Source organism: Methylophilus sp. (genome assembly GCF_052173275.1).
Classification (GTDB): domain Bacteria; phylum Pseudomonadota; class Gammaproteobacteria; order Burkholderiales; family Methylophilaceae; genus Methylophilus.
In genome coordinates, this window is the sequence record NZ_JBQMUL010000002.1 from 483,579 (window position 1) to 502,078 (window position 18,500).

Consider the following 18,500-nt stretch of genomic DNA (forward strand, 5'->3'; position numbering starts at 1 on the left):
AACCGGGCTAGCACTCACATGCTCACCCGGTTTTGCAGTCACAAAATCAAACAATTACTTTTTGTAATATTCTTCCTGCTTCACGCTTTCAGGTTTCCAGCCACCACCCAGCGCCTTGAATAAATCCACGGTCGCTATCAGGGTGTTCTGGCGACTTTGCACCATGGCTTGTGTCGCTTCATTATGGTTACGTTGCGCATCCAGTACTTCCAGATAGCTGGTGTAACCGGCCTGATAGCGGTTTTGCGCCACTGTCAGGATATTCGCCGTGGTTTTCTCCTTGGACTGCGCCAGCGTTTCCTGCTCACGATACTGGCTGGCATTCACCAGCGCATCGCTGACTTCAGTAAAGGCGGTTTGCAAAGTATTCTGATAACTTGCCAGGGTTTGCTTTTGCTGCGCAGTAGCTTGTTCTTCACGTGCTTTCAGACGGCCGCCGTTGAAAATCGGCAGATTGATATCCAGACCCAATGACCAGACACGCGCTGGCGATCGCAGCAGATTATTCAGCGCGATACTTTCACCACCATAAGTAGTCGTCAGCGCGATGCTTGGGTAGAAAGCTGCGCGCGCCACGCCGATATTGGCATTCGCCGCAATCATGGCCTGCTCAGCCTGGCGTACATCCGGCCTGGCTTCCATCAATGCTGAAGGCAAACCGGTAGGCGGTGTCAGTGGTTGTGGCATCGCCATCAGATCACCAGCGGGGATCCTCAAGCCCAGGTCTGTGGTTAACAAGCCCAGCTGATGCTCGCTTAAAGCACGCTGTCTTTTCAGTTCCAGCGTTTGCGTTTGCAACGTGGTCACCACCAGCTCTGCCTGGTGTGCATCCAGGATGGTAGACACGCCACCCTCAACCCGGCGTTTGGCCAGATCCAGGCTATCTTGTGCCGTTTTCAGGTTTTGCTGGTTGACCAGCAACTGCCCATCCAGGCTGCGTATCATCAGGTAATTATTGGTGACCAGGCTGGAAAGTGACCAGGTCACCGCTTCTTTGGCATAACGAGTCGCCAGCAATTGCGCGCGTGCGGCTTCGTTTCCGCGGCGCAGCTTGCCCCAGAAATCCAGCTCATAACTACCGTTCAAACCGATCTTGTAGGTTTTACGCGGGTTATCGCCAAACACCGGGAAGATCCCCGATTCAGTCACCCGGTTACGGATGCCTGAACCAGTACCAGTCACGGTAGGCAACAAGCTGGCGCCACTCTCACGTGCAAACGCGTCAGCTTCTTCGATACGGGCAACCGCTGATTGCAGGTTGTTGTTTTTGGCCAGCGCGGTATCTACCAGCTGGTTGAGCTTGCTGTCATTAAACAGTGTCCACCATTGTTGCAAAGCCAGTTGTTGTTCCTGCGTCAGTTGCCCAGCTTGGCCGCTGGTGTATTGCGCAGGCACGACTGGCTCTGGCCGTGAATAAAATGGCCCCAGCACCTGGCAACCAGCCAGTGACATGGTGACCAGCCCTAACAGCAGCGACTGTTGCAATGGTTTTAAAGTCAATTTCATTGTCGGTTTCATACCGATTCCTCTTCTTCAATATGACCGTGGTGACGCACTTTTTTCTCGTTGGTCAGCCAGGTAAAGAACAACGGGATAAAGATGGTGGCAATAAAGGTTGCCAGCAACATACCGCCAAACACGCCGGTACCCATGGACTGACGCGCAGCCGCACCAGCACCTGTCGCAAATACCAGCGGCAGGATCCCCAGCATAAACGCCATGGAAGTCATCACGATCGGCCTGAAACGTAAACGGGCAGCTTCCAGTGCAGCTTCAGCCAGCGGCATACCCTCTTCCATTTTCTGTGAGGCGAATTCCACGATCAGGATCGCGTTCTTCGCCGCCAGACCAATCAGGGTGATCAACCCGATCTGGAAGTAAATATCGTTATTCATGCCACGTGTCAGCACGGCGATCAACGCGCCTGTCATCGCAAACGGGATCGCCATGATCACCGCCAGTGGCAATGCCCAGGTTTCAAACTGTGCTGCCAGGATCAGGAACACCATGATGGTGGCAAAGCCGAAGGCAACCAATGCGGCAGAACCGGTACGGTTTTCCTGGTAAGCCTGACCAGTCCAGGCGATCTGGTAACCATCTGGCAGGTTTTCCCTGGCGATCTTTTCCACCAGCTTGATGGCATCACCCGAACTCACGCCAGGCGCACCGCTACCAAATACTTTGGCAGACAGCAGACCGTTGTAACGCTCCAACTGCTCAGCACCGACAATGTTGCTGACTTTAGCCAGGGCCGACATAGGCACCATATTGCCGTCCGGACTGTCTGCGGTCGGCTGACTGCGTACATACACTTTGCCCAAGTCTTCCGGCTTCATCCGGTAAGCGGCTTCCGCCTGCAACTGGACGCGGTAAGTACGGCCACTACGGTTAAAGTCGTTCACATACAGCGAACCCATGGTGCTTTGCAAAGTGGCATAAATATCAGCGATCTTCACATTTTGTGACAGGGCCTTGGCTTCATCCACCTCAATAAACAACTGCGGTACGGTTGGGCGGAAGAAACTGTTGATACCGGTCAATTGCGGGTTAGCGCGCATGGCATCCATAAAGTTATTCATGACTTGCGCCAGCTTGATGGCATCAGTATCGCCATGGGCTTGTACATACACCTCAAAACCACCGGCAGAACCCAACCCACGGATCGCTGGCGGGTTCACCGCAAAGCCCATACCATCAGGCTGGCTCATGCCGACACCAATCAGTTTACCTACCATCTGGTCTGCATTGGTGGTGCGTTTATCCCAGTCTGTCATACGCACAAACATGGTACCGGCGTTGGTTTTGTTGGCACCGGTCAGCAGCTCGAAACCGTTCACCGCAAACTCATGCGCAGTGGCAGGGTCTTTGGCGATGGTCGCGCGGATATTTTCCACGGTTTGTGAAGTCCGTTTCAGGGTCGCACCATCCGGCATGACCACGATACTGATCACATAGCCCTGATCTTCTGGCGGCACAAAACCACCCGGAACGGCACGGAACAGGAAGATCATGACGATCACCATGCCACCAAATACCACCGCACCGATGATTTTATGATGCAGAGTCAGGTTCACCGTGCCGGTGTACCAGTTGGTCAAACGGCCAAAGCCACGGTTAAACGCCCTGAAGAAACGGTTTTCATGATGGCTGTTTTTCAGGATCATGGCGCACAGGGCTGGCGTCAGCGTCAACGCCACCACACCCGAAATCACCACAGAAATCGCTACTGTTACCGCAAACTGGCGATACAACTCACCGGCGATACCGCCCTGGAAAGCCACCGGCACGAATACCGCACACAGCACCAGCACAATCGCCACCACCGCCGCCTGCACCTGGGCAATCGATTTGATCGCCGCTTGCAGAGGATTCAGGTTTTCTTCCTTCATCAAGCGTTCGGTGTTTTCCAGCACCACAATCGCGTCATCCACCACAATACCAATGGCGAGAATCATCGCAAACATGGTCAGCAGGTTGATGGAGAAGCCGAACAGGTATAAGCCGGCAAACGTACCGACGATAGAAATTGGCACCGCGATCATCGGGATCAAAGTCGCGCGCCAGCTTTGCAGGAACAGGAACACCACCAGTACCACCAGCAGCAGGGCTTCACCAAAGGTGTGGAACACTTCTTCAATGGTCGCTTTTACGAAGTCGCTGGTATCGTATGGAATGTTGTAATCCATGCCCTCAGGGAACTTGGCTTTCAACTCATCGACTTTAGCCTTGATTGCTTCAGCTGTTTCCAGCGCGTTAGCACCGGTTTGCAGGAAGATAGGCAGCGCTACACCCGGTTGCCCATTCAGTGCAGAAGCTACGTTATAAGTTTGCGCGCCCAGTTCAATGCGTGCGACATCTTTCAGGCGCAGCACCCCGTTAGGGCCTTGCGCACGGATAATGATATTGCCAAACTCTTCAGGCTCGATCAAACGCCCTTTGGCGGTGACCGTGAATGATAATTGCTGGCTAGGCAGTGCTGGTTCGGCACCGATCTTACCCGCGGCATATTGCGCGTTCTGTGCATTAATAGCGGCAGAAATATCACTGGTGGAGACACCCAGTTGCGCCATGCGGTCAGGACGTAACCAGATACGCATGGAGTAATCCTGGCCACCAAAAATGGTGACATCACCCACGCCTTTGATACGCTTGAATTCATCTAATACATTGAGCGTAGCGTAGTTACTCAGGAACAAACGGTCATGTTCTTTTTTGCTGGAGATCAGCATCACCACCAGCAGAATATCGTTAGAACGTTTCTGCACCACCACACCGGTCCTGCGCACATCTTCCGGCAGCCTTGGCAAGGCAATATTCACGCGGTTACTGACGTTAAACGTCGCCTGGTCAACATCGGTACCAATATCAAAGGTCGCGGTGATGGTCAGCGTGCCGCTACTGTCTGAGCTTGAGTTAAAGTAAAGCAGGTTTTCTACCCCGCTCAACTGCTCTTCAATCGGGGCAGCCACGGTTTTAGACAGTGTCTCGGCACTGGCGCCAGGGTAAGTCGCTGTGATCAGTACGGTTGGCGGTGCAATCTGCGGATACTGTGCAATCGGCAATTTAAATGCCGCTGCCAATCCTGCCAACACGATGATGATAGACAGCACGCTGGCGAAAATCGGGCGTGTGATAAAAAATCGGGTCATATCGTTTTTCCTGAAATCGGCCTGAACAAAAGGTGCTCAGGCCGTAAATAACATGATATCTGGTACTAAAAACCTGATGAAACCTGCTTAAGACTTTGCTTTTTCTGGTGCAGGCTGACCTGCAGGTGCAGCATCAGGTGCATGCGGTGCAACAGGTGCGCCCGGGCGTACTTTGATCAGATTATCAAGAATCACCTGGTCTCCGGCTTTCAGGCCTTCCAGCACACTCCAGCGTTCACCAAACCAGCCACCAGCCACAATCGGCCTGACACCGGCAACGGTTTTGCCTTCTTTATCTTTTTCAGCCACAAATACAAACTTGCCTTGCTGGCCAGTCAACACTGCGGTTTGCGGGATCAGGAACACGCCGTCACGCTTACCGGTCGTCAAACGCACGCGGACAAACTGCCCAGGTAATAATGCGCTGTCCGGATTCTGGAACTCGGCACGCAACTGTTGCGTGCCTAATGCCGGGTCGATCTGGCTGGCGGAGAAGTTGATTTTCCCTGACAGCGGATACTCTGTGTTGTCGCCCAGGATCAAACGAATATCCTGTACTTTACCCGGACGCAGATGACCGCCCAGGCTGAGCAGATCAGATTCTGACAAACTGAAACGCACCCAGATCGGTGACACCTGTACGATGGTGCTCAACAAAGTAGTGTTGGCACTGGCCAACGCACCTTCAGAGAGTACAAAGCGTCCTGCAATGCCGCTTTCTGGGGCCTTGACGTGGGTATAAGACAGATTCAATTCGGCTTCACGCAGTTGCGCCTGGTATTGCATCATGGTCGCAGAGGCCACTGAATTATCAGAAGTGGCATTGTCAAACTCGCGCTGGCTGATCGATTTAGTCTCCAGCAAGCCTTTCAGACGCTGTGCTTCGCGGGAAGTCTGGTCTATCCTGGCTTTTTGCTGGGCGATCATGGCGCGGGCCTGGTCTACCTGTAACTGGAAAGGCATAGGATCAATCAGGAACATATCCTGGCCAGCCTTGACTGACTCGCCTTCCTGATACAAGCGCTTCAGCACAATACCACCTACGCGCGGGCGCACTTCAATTTGCTTGGCACCTTCAGTTTGCGCAACCACTTCAGTCTGGATAGGCACTGTTTCGGCAGTGACTGATTGCACACTCACCGGCATGGCTGGCATGCCGCCAGCGGCAGGCCCTTGTTCGTTGGACGATTTTCCGCAAGCACTTAATACAACGCCCAAAGTCAGTAAAATCAATGCACGATGAGGTTGGATACTCTGTGAAATCAACATGTTATCCCTTAAAAATTTTCAAAATTAACTTGATTACATACAATCTTGGATGTATATTATATACAAACATGGATGTATGTAAATGGGTTACGCAAAAAATTCATATTTGCCTGTGTTGTCACCTGACGACTAAACAACGATTATTTTTCTATATTATGGAGTGACGCTTTAGCATGGTACGAAAAACCAAAGAAGACGCCGCAATTACCCGTCAACGCATTGTCAGCGCCGCACGTGAAGTGTTCCTGCTAAAAGGGGTAAGCCGCACCAGCCTGGAGCACATTGCGACTCACGCCGGCGTCACACGTGGTGCCGTTTACTGGCACTTTGCCAATAAGGCAGAGTTATTCCATGCCATGCGCGAAGAAGTTTACTTGCCACTAATAGACCGCATGGAAGATACCTTATTGGGTAACCCTGACGGCGGCAGCTTCGACCCATTGGGTCGCATACGCAAACATCTGGAAAACACCATTCAAATGCTAGCCGAGGATCTCACCACCCGCGAGACTTATGAAGTGATGATGACCAAGTGCGAATATGTAGATGAATTCGCCGATGTATTGAAGTCCATTCTAGGCAATTGCAGCGGATTAATCTACAAATTAGAGCAAGCCTATGCCAAAGCGCAAGAATTGGGGCAAGTAGGCATACAGTTAACGGCGGGCGAACTGGCGCTGGATACGCACCTGTTTTTCTCCGGCCTGTTGCATATGTGGGTCAAGGATACCGAAGGCACACTATTCAGGCATAACGCGCTACAACTGATTGATACACACATCAAACTGCGTAAAAAATAAGCAAATTTGTCGTAAACAATTCCCTCCCTTCCGATTTGCAGTTAAAATAGTCAGTCTTTTCACTGACTTATCAGAGCCTACTGATTCTCATGCAAATCGGACCTCACCTATTAAAGAATAACCTGGTTGTCGCGCCCATGGCTGGCGTCACCGACCGTCCATTCCGCATGCTATGCAAAAAAATGGGCGCCGGACTGGCCGTGTCCGAAATGGTCACGTCCAACTCATTGTTATATGGCAGTGAAAAAACCAAACGCCGCGCCAATCATGAAGGTGAAGTCAGCCCGATCTCAGTGCAGATCGCCGGTGCCGAACCCGCGATGATGGCAGAAGCCGCTCGTCACAATGTCGATAATGGCGCACAGATCATTGATATCAACATGGGTTGCCCGGCCAAAAAAATCTGTAACGTCATGGCTGGCTCTGCACTTTTGCGTGATGAGCCGCTGGTCTCGCAGATCCTCAAAGCCGTGGTGAATGCCGTGGATGTGCCGGTGACTTTAAAAATCCGCACCGGCTGGGACAGACAAAATAAAAACGCCATCATGATCGCCAGAATGGCGGAAGACATAGGCGTGCAGGCCCTGACCATACATGGACGCACCCGAAACGATCTCTACCATGGCGATGCCGAATATGACACCATCGCCGCCGTCAAGCAGGCCATCAATATCCCGCTGATCGCCAATGGCGATATCACCACCCCCGAAAAAGCCCGGTTTGTACTCGACTACACCAAAGCTGATGCCGTGATGATAGGCCGCGCTGCGCAAGGCCGTCCGTGGATATTCCGCGAGACTGAGCATTTCCTGAATACCGGTGAGCATATGCTGCCGCCGACTGTGGATGAGATCCATCAGGTCATGCTCGAGCATCTGCATGATTTGTATGCGTTTTATGGTGACCTGACCGGCATGCGTGTCGCACGTAAACATATTTCCTGGTACACCAAAGGCCTGGCCGGTTCTGCGGCTTTCCGCCACAACATGAATACCCTGCAAACCATAGAGCTGCAATTGCACGCCATCAGTGATTTCTTTAGTGAACTCAAAGCCAAGAGCGACAGACTGGTGTACGCAGACGACCTGACAGAGACCAAAGCAGAAAACGACCAGGAGCTGGCAGCATAATGCAAACCGATGGCAAAATAAGTCTCGCCATCCGCGAGTCACTGGACGAGTATTTCACCCACCTGGATGGCCAACCGCCGCATGCCATTTATGACATGGTACTAGGCTGCGTTGAAAAACCCATGCTGGAAGTGGTCCTGATCAAGGTAGGCGGCAATCAAAGCAAAGCGGCTGACATGTTAGGCATCAACCGTAATACCTTAAGAAAAAAAATGGCCGCTTACGGCCTTGAATAACCTTTTCACGACTCGGCTTTAAGGAAATACCTTATTCAGTGATCCGCGAGATGAAGTGCACAGGCGTTAAGGCCAAAGCACCGCGCAATATGCACAATTCGCTCGCGCAGAAACTCGATTCCGGTTTTTCTCAAGTGTTGAGCCAACCCAATTTTATAATCAGCAACCCCTCAGATTAAATACCATGACAATTAAACGCGCGCTTATCAGTGTTTCAGATAAAACCGGTGTGCTCGAACTGGCACAATCATTACAGCAACTCGGTGTAGAACTTCTTTCTACCGGCGGCACCGCCAAACTTTTCCGCGACAATCAGATTCCGGTGAAAGAGGTCAGCGACTTTACCGGCTTCCCGGAAATGCTGGATGGTCGCGTCAAGACCTTGCACCCAAAAGTACATGGCGGATTGCTAGGCCGTCGCGACCTGCCGGAACATGTCGCTGCCATGCAGGAATATGGCATCGAGAACATTGACCTGCTGGTGGTGAATCTATACCCGTTTGAAGCCACCGTTGCCAAAGCCGACTGTACGCTGGAAGACGCGATTGAGAATATTGATATTGGTGGCCCGGCCATGGTGCGTTCAGCAGCCAAAAACTGGAATGATGTCGCCGTGCTGACTGATGCCGCGCAATATGCAGAAGTGACCGCAGAGCTGAAAGCCAACAACGGCGCAGTGTCAAAAGCCACGCGCTTTAAATTATCCGTAGCCGCCTTTAACCGTATCGCACAATACGATGCGGCGATCAGCAACTACCTGTCTTCGATTGACTTTGCCGAAACGGAAACTGCTGGCAAACCTATCCTGAGCCAGTTCCCTGGCCAGATGAACAGCAACTTCATTAAAGTCCAGGACTTGCGCTATGGTGAAAACAGCCATCAGCAAGCCGCTTTCTACCGCGACCTGTACCCAGCCCCAGGCAGCTTGGCCACCGCCCAGCAACTGCAAGGCAAAGAATTAAGTTATAACAACATCGCTGATGCCGATGCCGCCTGGGAAGCAGTGAAATCTTTCACTACGCCTGCCTGCGTGATCGTCAAACACGCCAACCCTTGCGGCGTGGCATTGGGTGCCAATGCATTTGAAGCCTATGGCAAAGCCTTTAAAACCGACCCGACTTCAGCATTTGGCGGCATTATCGCGTTTAACACAATTCTGGATGGTGCAGCCGCCGAAGTGGTCAGCAAACAGTTTGTTGAAGTATTGATCGCGCCTGAATTCACACCTGAAGCGCTGGCTGTTTTCAGCGCGAAGGCTAACGTACGGGTACTGAAAATCGCATTACCTGCGGGCGGCAGCAATGCCTGGCAGCAAGGCCGCAATGCGGTGGATTCCAAACGCGTAGGCTCGGGCATTCTGTTGCAATCTGCCGACAACCACGATTTGCAACTGGCAGATATCAAAGTCGTCACCAAGCGCCAGCCAACCCCGGAACAGTTGCAGGATTTGCTGTTTGCCTGGAATGTGGCGAAATATGTGAAATCGAATGCCATCGTCTTCTGTGGCAATGGCATGACCCTGGGCGTAGGCGCTGGCCAGATGAGCCGCGTAGACAGTACCAAAATCGCCGCGATCAAGGCGCAAAATGCGGGCCTCAGCCTGCAAAACTCAGTGGTCGCTTCAGATGCATTCTTCCCTTTCCGTGATGGTGTAGACGTATTGGCCGACGCCGGTGCCAGCTGCGTGATCCACCCGGGTGGCAGCATGCGTGATGAAGAAGTGATTGCAGCGGCAGATGAGCGTGGCCTGGCCATGGTTGTGACCGGCATTCGTCATTTTAGACATTAAATCCATTCGCCACAGAGGGCTCAGAGCACACAGAGAAATTCAAGTTCAAAGTATCTTTTAGCTTTTCTGTGTAATCCCTGTGCCCTCTGTGGCTATAACTCTGTAGGTAGTGAATTATGAAAATTTTAGTGATTGGTTCTGGCGGCCGTGAGCACGCCCTGGCCTGGAAAGTATCCCATAACAAAGCAGTCAGCCGCGTGTTTGTCGCACCTGGCAATGCAGGCACTGCTACCAATCCAGACATGACCAATGTGCCGATCACCAGGATTGATGAACTGGTAAAATTCGCGCAGGATGAACAGATCGCACTCACTATCGTTGGCCCGGAAGCGCCATTATCACAAGGGGTTGTGGATGCATTCCGCGCCGCCAATTTAAAAATCTTTGGCCCGACCAAAGCGGCGGCACAACTGGAAAGCTCCAAGGATTTTGCCAAGGCGTTTATGATCCGCCACAATATCCCTACCGCAAAATACCAGACTTTTAGCGATGTCAGCCAGGCACACGCTTATATTGACGCCAACGGTGCGCCTATCGTGATCAAAGCTGATGGCCTGGCCGCAGGAAAAGGCGTCGTCGTGGCGATGACACTGGAAGAAGCGCACGCAGCCGTGGATGCCATGCTGGCTGACAACAAGCTGGGCGATGCCGGGGCTCGCGTCGTAATTGAAGAGTTTTTAACCGGCGAAGAAGCCAGCTTCATGGTGATGGTGGATGGCAAAAACATCTTGCCACTCGCCACCAGCCAGGATCACAAACGCTTGCTGGATGCCGACCTCGGCCCCAACACCGGTGGCATGGGCGCTTATTCACCGGCACCGGTGGTCACGCCAGACGTGCATGCCAGAGCCATGCGCGAGATCATCATCCCCACCGTAGAAGGCATGGCCAAAGATGGCATTCCTTACACCGGCTTTTTATATGCAGGCCTGATGATCTCACCGAGTGGCGAAGTCAAAACTCTGGAATTCAACTGTCGCATGGGTGACCCGGAGACGCAGCCTATCATGATGCGCCTGCAGTCCGACCTGGTGGCTTTGGCAGCACATGCCGTGGATGGCAAGCTGGATCAGGCGACCACAGAATGGGATAACCGTTTTGCCCTGGGCGTGGTGATGGCCAGCGCCAATTACCCGGAAACACCTAAACTCGGCGATGAAATCACCGGCCTGCCTGATAACGTGCAGGATGGGCATGTGTTCCATGCCGGGACCACCCTGAAAGACGGTAAAGTCGTGACCAGCGGCGGGCGCGTGTTATGCGTGACCGCATTGGGTGTAGACGTAAAATCAGCGCAGCAAGCTGCCTATAAAATCCTCGAATCCATCAAATTTGAAGGTGCGCAACATCGTCAGGATATTGGTTACCGCGCCATCAGCAATTAAAGAAGACTTTCATGACAGACACCATCCAGCCACAAGCCGTTTACGATTTCCTGCAAGGGTTGCAGGCACGCATAGTTGAAGCGGTTGAGCTGGTAGATGGCAAAAACTTTTTGCAGGATAGCTGGCAACGACCGGAAGGTGGCGGCGGTAACTCCTGCCTGCTGGAAAACGGCAATGTGTTCGAGCGCGCAGGCGTGGGTTTCTCACATGTGTTGGGTAACAAATTACCGCCCGCGGCCAGTGTCGCCCATCCCGAAGCAGCAGGCAGGCCCTGGGAAGCCATGGGCGTGTCGCTGGTGTTTCATCCGCATAATCCCTATATCCCGACCGTGCATATGAATGTGCGTTTTTTTGTCGCCAAAGCACAGCAGGCAGGCGAAGAAGATATCTGGTGGTTTGGCGGCGGCATGGATCTTACCCCCTATTATGGCGAAGAAGAAGACTGCATTCACTTTCACCGCGTCAATAAAGAAGCACTAGCCCCGTTTGGTGCGCAATATTACCCTCAGTTCAAGCAAGCTTGCGACGAATACTTCTTCCTCAAGCATCGCAAAGAACCTCGCGGCGTGGGTGGCATTTTCTTTGATGACTTTAGCGAACTCGGCTTTGCGCAAAGCTTTGCCTTGCAGCGCGCGATAGGTGATGCGTTCCTGCAAGCCTATCTGCCGATTGTGCAGCGTCGCAAAAATCAACCCTACGGCGAGTGCGAGCGCGATTTCCAGGCATACAGACGTGGCCGCTATGTCGAATTCAACCTGATTTATGACCGTGGCACCATTTTTGGTTTGCAATCCAATGGCCGCACCGAATCCATCCTGCTTTCCATGCCACCCATCGTTAAATGGCGCTACGACTGGAAACCGGAAACCGGCAGTCCGGAAGCCAAACTGTACACAGATTTTTTGATCGAGAAAGACTGGGTTTAACATGCCAATCTCAACAGAAGCCAGACAACGTGCCCTAGCCCTGCTGGAGTTTATTGATGCCAGCCCCAGCCCATGGCACGCAGTCAAACATGTTGAACAGGCACTCGCCGCGCAAGGCTTCACCCAGCTGAGTGAGCAGGACGCCTGGCAAGTTAACCCAGGTGGTAAATATTATGTCGTGCGCGATGGTGGTTCTATTATTGCGTTCGTACTCGGGCAAGCACCAATTGCCGAGCAAGGCTTCCGCATCGTCGGTGCGCATACCGATTCGCCTGGCCTGCGCTTAAAGCCCAAGGCCGCTTATAGCACAGAAGGCATCGCGCAGTTAGGCGTAGAAGTCTACGGCGGGCCAATCTTGGCGACATTTACTGACCGTGACCTCAGCTTGGCCGGACGCGTGATTGTGAGAACGGTATCCGGCTTCACTCCTCACCTGATCAAACTCGATCAAGCCATCGCCCGTTTGCCCAACCTGGCGATTCATATGAATCGTGAAGTGAACGAAAAAGGCCTGGCACTGAATAAACAGACTGGCCTGCCTTTGATTTTCGGGCATGCCGCCAATAGCGAAGCCGCCAGACAATTACTGTCTGACACATTGGCAAATACCTTGCAGGTTTCCGCCGATGACATCTTGAGCTGGGATTTGGCCTTGTATGACACGCAAACCGGTAGTTTCTGGGGCATAGAACAAGAATTTATCGCCAACAGCCAGCTGGATAATCTGGCTTCATGCCATGCCGCGTTGCAAGCCTTACTCAGCACCGAAAAACCGCAGGCGACCTCTATTTGTGCATTATTCGACCACGAAGAGGTGGGCTCGGAAACGGCCACCGGCGCTGGCGGCAGTTTTCTGCTCGATGTGCTGGAACGCATCAGCCATACCCAGCAACTGACAGCCGAAGATAAATTGCGCAGTTTCTCACACAGCTTCTTTATCAGTGCCGATATGGCACATGCTTTTCATCCTAACCATACAGGCAGCTACGAACCCTGCCACCATGTGCAAGTGAATCAGGGGCCGGTGATCAAAACCAACGCCAACCAGCGTTACAGCACCAATGCCGCCACCGCCGCGCGCTTTATACAACTGTGCGAGCAGGCTGGCGTGCCTTACCAGCAATATGCGCACCGCACCGACCTTGGATGCGGCAGCACCATTGGCCCCATCATGGCGGCACAACTGGGCATTGCCACGGTAGATGTCGGCAACCCGATGTGGGCCATGCACAGCATACGCGAAAGCGCTGGCGTGCTCGATCATAGCTATATGATAGACACCCTGCAGCAACATTACGCCAACTGACTTTATAAAAGCATCAGGCCTGCTAATTTCTCGTTAGCATTGACGCTGGTATAACGATTGCTTTACCCTTGTATGACAAGGGGATCAAGCAATGTTAAAACAATTATTACGTAAAAAACCAATTCAGCCACATGCGCATACCGGCCTGAGAAAATGCTTAAGTGCATTTGACCTGGCCTTACTCGGTATAGGCGGCGCCATCGGCACCGGTATTTTCGTGCTCACCGGGATCGCGGCAGCCACACAATCGGGCCCGGCCGTAGTGCTTTCATTTATTATTGCCGGTATTGCCGCAGGCTTCGCAGCGCTCGCTTACGCTGAGCTGTCCTCTTCCATCGGCGGCTCGGGCAGTGCATATGGCTATAGCTATGTCGCGTTTGGTGAATTCGCGGCCTGGATGATGGGCTGGATGCTGTTACTGGAATATGGCGTCGGTGCCGCGGCTGTAGCCAATGGCTGGGCGGGCTATTTTGTGAATACCGCCAGCAGCCTTGGCTTCCACATCCCGGAACACCTGACCAAAGCGCCGGTGCTGGGTGGCAGTATCAACCTGCCTGCGTTTGCGATCATCTGGATCTTAACCTTATTACTGATGGTGGGCGTGAAAGAAAGTGCGCGCGCCAATAACCTGATGGTGGCGATCAAACTTTCCACCATTGCCACTTTTATTATCCTGGCCGTTGGTCATATCAATGTCGATAACTGGCAACCATTTATGCCATTCGGCTGGTTTGAAACGCTGGAGAATGGCAAGAACATAGGCGTATTCGCCGGTGCATCGCTGGTATTTTTTGCCTACTTTGGCTTTGATGCAGTCTCCACAGCGGCGGAGGAATGTAAAAACCCACAACGTGATCTGCCGATAGGCCTGATCGCCTCACTGCTGTTTTGCACCATTATCTACATTATCGTTTCTGGCACATTAACAGGCGTGGTGCCTTATACAGAATTAAACACATCCTCCCCGGTAGCGTTTGCACTGACCAGACTTGGCTATCACTGGTCGTCCACGTTGGTAGCCACTGGTGTGATTGCCGGGCTGATCACCGTATTGCTGGTGCTGCTTTACGGGCTGACACGCATCCTGTTCGCCATGAGCAGAGACGGCCTGATCTCGCCTATCTTTTCCGAGGTGAACCCTGATCGCCAGACGCCGAGTAAAATCATTCTCATGTGCGGCTTTGTGGTCTCTATCGTCGCCGGTTTCATTCCGCTTGGCGAACTGGCAGAAACCGTCAATATCGGCACACTGGCCAGCTTTATCATGGTGTGCGTGGGTGTGATCCGTTTACGTATGACACACCCGGATCTAGCGCGCCCGTTCAAGAATCCTTTTAATCCCTTGATCCCGGTGGCCGGTGTAGTTGCCTGCGGCGCCCTGATGTCTTTCCTGCCGGCAGAAACCTGGCATCGTTTTATCAGCTGGGCCTTGGTCGGCGTTGCGTTCTACTTTGTCTATTCCATCCGTCACAGCAAATTACGCAAATAACCAAGCCGTTATTCCAGCAATAAAAAAAGCCGACATAAAGTCGGCTTTTTTTATTGCTCAAGTAGCGATTACAGAGCCAGAATCCACTCAACAATCGTCTTGATATCTTCATCTTTGACTTGCGGGCTGTTAGCTGGCATAGGAATGTTTCCCCAAACACCGCTGCCACCTTTTTTCACTTTATCAATCAGCTTGCCTTCTGCTGATTTATCACCCTTGTATTTTGCTGCAACATCTTTATATGCTGGGCCTAATACTTTCGCATCGACACTGTGACAAGCTAAACAACCGCTTTTCTGTGCCAATGCTTTTGCTGCAGCTGCATCTGCAGCTTGTGCCTGACCAGCCATGAGTAAGATGGCTGCTGTGATTGCAGAAAATAAAACTTTCATGCGCACTCCTTGAATATCTTTAAAATAATAAATCCCCAATGCATTTTCATGCATGTGGCATCTTACCTGACCGTTCAAATTCCACAAGTACGAAGCCGTGAAATTCAAAAGGCGAACCAACTAATTCAGATTTGGGTGGTATTTTGCCAACAAAGGTAAAACGCGCGTGTCGTGAATGCGTTGACACGCGCGTTTGAGAGAGAACTTACAACGTTTCGATGGAGTATTCAGCGCTTAAGATGTGTTTACGGCCAGGGTTGATAACGACCATGTTATCCAGTGCATTGGTGGTTTCTACACAAATGGTTTTGCGCCATTCGTCACCCACGCCCATGTCACCCATGGTGCTCGCTTTTTCGGCACCCGGGTTCCACACCACGGTGGCATCACTGCCCGATTTGGCGATATGCACAATGCGGTTGAATCCGCTGTCATGGATCGCGCAATCTGAACTATGGTGCACGTAAACGCGGTCATATTCACTGCCATCAAAAGCGAGTGCATTGTGTTCAACGTTCCGCTCGTAATCCAGCAGTTTGTCCAGATATACGCAGTCTTGCATGCCTGTGATCTTGATATTGGAAATATCACTGACATTAAAGTAGGTATGGAATGCTTCACTGATGACAAACGGGTGTTTGGCCAGATTGGTGGTCGCGAGGTCGATCCGCAAGCGGCGGCCTATGGTGATCGTCAGTGTCAGCTCATACGGGTAAGACAACTGGCGTTGCGCTTCCGGGGTTTGCTGCATTTCGAGGATGATGCGCGTCGCACCGGTAGGGGTGGCATCAATATCCATCACTCGCCATGGGATCACGCGGGCAAATCCGTGCGGGCACAAAGTGCTGTCAGTCGGGTGTGCACCAAACCATGGCCAGCAGATCGGTGTACCGCCACGAATAGAACGACCTTTGACATAGCGGGCATTGCTCGACAGCCACAATACCGGATCAGATAAGAATTTAGGCTGCCATTCCATGACATGGGCGCCTTGCAGCGCAATCTTGCCAGTCGCCAGCGGATTATCGATCTCCAGGTATTGCAGACCATTTTCATCTTGCAGCTGGTTGACGTGCGCATGCAGTTTCATGCGCTTAGTCATATCGGGTTGACCATGCTCCAATGTTGCGTGTGCGGTCATTTACTGCCCCTTTCAATTTGTGACACATCTCTGACCGCGCCTCTGGCGGCGCTGGTACTCATGGCGGCATAGGCACGCAACGCTGGCGAAACCACGCGTTCGCGGCTGACTGGTTTCCAGGCATGGTGCCCTTTGGCTTCCATGGTGGCGCGGCGATGCGCCATGTCTTCATCGCTGATGACTAAATGGATAGTCCGGTTAGGGATGTCGATCTCTATCGTATCGCCCTCTTCCACCAGCCCGATGGCGCCACCTTCTGCCGCTTCCGGCGAAGCATGGCCGATGCTCAAGCCCGAGGTACCGCCCGAAAAACGTCCGTCTGTCAGTAAGGCACATGCTTTACCCAGGCCCTTGGACTTCAGGTAAGAGGTCGGGTACAACATCTCCTGCATGCCTGGTCCACCACGTGGGCCTTCATAACGGATCACCACCACATCGCCAGCGACAACCTGGTCGGCCAGAATACTGTCTACTGCATCATCCTGGCTTTCAAACACGCGTGCGCGGCCAGTGAATTTCAAAATACTCTCATCAACACCGGCGGTTTTCACAATACAGCCATCCAGCGCGATATTGCCGTATAACACGGCCAAGCCACCATCCTGTGAGTAGGCGTGCTCTTTATTGCGGATACAACCATTTTCACGGTCATCATCCAGCTCCGGCCACAGCATGCTCTGGCTGAAAGCGATGGTGGTAGAGATACCACCAGGCGCGGCGCGATAAAACTTTTTCACTTCTTCATCTTGCGTGGTGACGATATCCCACTTGGCTAACGCTTCACCCATGCTTGCACTATGAACGGTTGGTACATCGGTATGGATGACACCAGCGCGATTGAGTTCCCCTAAGATGCCCATTACACCACCGGCCCTATGCACATCTTCCATATGGTATTTGCTGGTCGCTGGTGCCACTTTGGATACGCATGGCACCTGGCGCGAAATGCGATCGATATCACGCATGGTGAAATCAATGCCGGCCTCGTGCGCCGCAGCCAGCAGGTGCAATACGGTATTGGTAGAGCCGCCCATGGCCACATCCAGGCTCATGGCATTCTCAAACGCCTGCATATTGGCGATATTGCGCGGCAAGACTGAATAATCATCCTGCTCGTAATGGCGCTTGGCCAAATCAACGATCAGGCGGCCAGCCTGTAAAAATAATTGTTTACGCGCGGCATGCGTTGCCAGGGTAGAACCATTGCCAGGCAGGCTCAAGCCTAAGGCCTCGGTCAGGCAATTCATCGAGTTTGCCGTAAACATGCCGGAACAGGAACCGCAGGTTGGGCAGGCAGAGCGCTCGACTTCAGCGACTTCTTCATCACTGATATTGCTATCTGCAGCTTCGACCATGGCATCCACCAAATCCAGTTTACGCACAGTGCCTTGCCAGTTTACTTTACCGGCTTCCATCGGGCCGCCGGAGACGAATACCACCGGGATATTCAATCGCAAGGCGGCCATCAGCATGCCGGGCGTGATTTTGTCACAGTTGGAAATACACACCAGCGCATCTGCACAATGCGCATTCACCATGTATTCGACGCTATCAGCGATCAAGTCACGGCTAGGCAGGCTGTACAGCATGCCGCTGTGGCCCATGGCAATGCCGTCATCCACGGCAATGGTATTGAACTCTTTGGCGACACCACCGGCTTTTTCAATTTCGCGTGCGACTAACTGGCCTAGATCTTTAAGATGCACGTGCCCAGGCACAAACTGGGTAAACGAGTTTGAAATAGCAATAATCGGCTTGGAAAAGTCTTCATCTTTCATACCGGTGGCTCGCCAAAGCGCGCGGGCACCAGCCATGTTACGACCTTGCGTAGTCGTGTGTGAGCGGTATTTAGGCATCTGAAACACTAGGATAGTCGTTAATGTTTTATTTTAACCGAATACGCAGCACCATGCGCGCCTGATACAGGTTTGTTACATTCATACAGACTTATCAATGATTGTTAAACCAGCATTTGCTACGGCGATAGC

General features: G+C 52.4%; 14 protein-coding genes. 8 read left to right on the forward strand and 6 right to left on the reverse strand.

Annotated elements, in window-relative coordinates:
* Positions 1–54: 54 nt before the first annotated feature.
* The 3 genes from ACTS9Y_RS03800 to ACTS9Y_RS03810 all read right to left on the reverse strand — a co-directional run bounded on the left by ACTS9Y_RS03800 (position 55) and on the right by ACTS9Y_RS03810 (position 5,918).
* Positions 55–1,518, reverse strand: coding sequence for an efflux transporter outer membrane subunit (locus tag ACTS9Y_RS03800; protein ID WP_442584685.1), 1,464 nt, complete (start codon positions 1,516–1,518; stop codon positions 55–57).
* A complete protein-coding gene (locus ACTS9Y_RS03805) occupies positions 1,515–4,649 on the reverse strand; it encodes an efflux RND transporter permease subunit (RefSeq protein WP_442584686.1) in 3,135 nt (1,044 codons plus the stop codon). Before ACTS9Y_RS03805 ends, ACTS9Y_RS03800 begins: the two co-directional genes overlap by 4 nt.
* A gap of 87 nt (positions 4,650–4,736) precedes the next feature.
* Complete coding sequence (locus tag ACTS9Y_RS03810; protein WP_442584687.1) at positions 4,737–5,918, reverse strand: efflux RND transporter periplasmic adaptor subunit; 1,182 nt, start codon at positions 5,916–5,918, stop codon at positions 4,737–4,739.
* 173 nt (positions 5,919–6,091) lie between these two features.
* Between ACTS9Y_RS03810 and ACTS9Y_RS03815 the strand changes: the two genes are divergently transcribed.
* The 8 genes from ACTS9Y_RS03815 (at position 6,092) to ACTS9Y_RS03850 (ending at position 14,979) form a co-directional block, all read left to right on the forward strand.
* Positions 6,092–6,718 (forward strand): TetR family transcriptional regulator, encoded by a 627-nt coding sequence (locus ACTS9Y_RS03815; RefSeq protein ID WP_442584688.1) that lies wholly within the window; start codon positions 6,092–6,094, stop codon positions 6,716–6,718.
* Positions 6,719–6,807: 89 nt separating this feature from the next.
* Positions 6,808–7,848 (forward strand): tRNA dihydrouridine synthase DusB, encoded by a 1,041-nt coding sequence (dusB, locus tag ACTS9Y_RS03820; RefSeq protein ID WP_442584689.1) that lies wholly within the window; start codon positions 6,808–6,810, stop codon positions 7,846–7,848.
* Positions 7,848–8,084: a helix-turn-helix domain-containing protein gene (locus ACTS9Y_RS03825; protein WP_379032405.1), complete on the forward strand. Its 237-nt coding sequence runs from the start codon at positions 7,848–7,850 to the stop codon at positions 8,082–8,084. Before dusB ends, ACTS9Y_RS03825 begins: the two co-directional genes overlap by 1 nt.
* Positions 8,085–8,268: 184 nt before the next feature.
* A complete protein-coding gene (gene purH / locus ACTS9Y_RS03830; RefSeq protein ID WP_442584690.1) occupies positions 8,269–9,873 on the forward strand; it encodes a bifunctional phosphoribosylaminoimidazolecarboxamide formyltransferase/IMP cyclohydrolase in 1,605 nt (534 codons plus the stop codon).
* A gap of 116 nt (positions 9,874–9,989) precedes the next feature.
* Positions 9,990–11,258, forward strand: a complete 1,269-nt coding sequence (gene purD / locus ACTS9Y_RS03835; protein ID WP_442584691.1) for a phosphoribosylamine--glycine ligase — start codon at positions 9,990–9,992, stop codon at positions 11,256–11,258.
* A gap of 11 nt (positions 11,259–11,269) precedes the next feature.
* Positions 11,270–12,184 (forward strand): oxygen-dependent coproporphyrinogen oxidase, encoded by a 915-nt coding sequence (gene hemF / locus ACTS9Y_RS03840; RefSeq protein WP_442584692.1) that lies wholly within the window; start codon positions 11,270–11,272, stop codon positions 12,182–12,184.
* Position 12,185: 1 nt separating this feature from the next.
* Positions 12,186–13,490 carry a M18 family aminopeptidase gene (locus ACTS9Y_RS03845; RefSeq protein WP_442584693.1) on the forward strand — a complete coding sequence of 435 codons (1,305 nt, stop codon included), beginning with the start codon at positions 12,186–12,188 and terminating at the stop codon, positions 13,488–13,490.
* A 91-nt stretch (positions 13,491–13,581) separates the two neighbouring features.
* The gene (locus ACTS9Y_RS03850; RefSeq protein WP_442584694.1) at positions 13,582–14,979 is read left to right on the forward strand and encodes an amino acid permease; all 1,398 of its coding nucleotides are present in this window, start codon (positions 13,582–13,584) and stop codon (positions 14,977–14,979) included.
* A gap of 68 nt (positions 14,980–15,047) precedes the next feature.
* Here the strand turns inward: ACTS9Y_RS03850 and ACTS9Y_RS03855 are convergent, their stop codons facing one another.
* The 3 genes from ACTS9Y_RS03855 to ilvD form a co-directional block, all read right to left on the reverse strand.
* Positions 15,048–15,371 (reverse strand): c-type cytochrome, encoded by a 324-nt coding sequence (locus ACTS9Y_RS03855; RefSeq protein WP_442586895.1) that lies wholly within the window; start codon positions 15,369–15,371, stop codon positions 15,048–15,050.
* Positions 15,372–15,576: 205 nt separating this feature from the next.
* Positions 15,577–16,512, reverse strand: coding sequence for a D-hexose-6-phosphate mutarotase (locus ACTS9Y_RS03860; RefSeq protein WP_442584695.1), 936 nt, complete (start codon positions 16,510–16,512; stop codon positions 15,577–15,579).
* The gene (gene ilvD / locus ACTS9Y_RS03865; RefSeq protein ID WP_442584696.1) at positions 16,509–18,368 is read right to left on the reverse strand and encodes a dihydroxy-acid dehydratase; all 1,860 of its coding nucleotides are present in this window, start codon (positions 18,366–18,368) and stop codon (positions 16,509–16,511) included. The genes ACTS9Y_RS03860 and ilvD overlap by 4 nt, the downstream gene beginning before the upstream one ends.
* Positions 18,369–18,500: the final 132 nt, after the last annotated feature.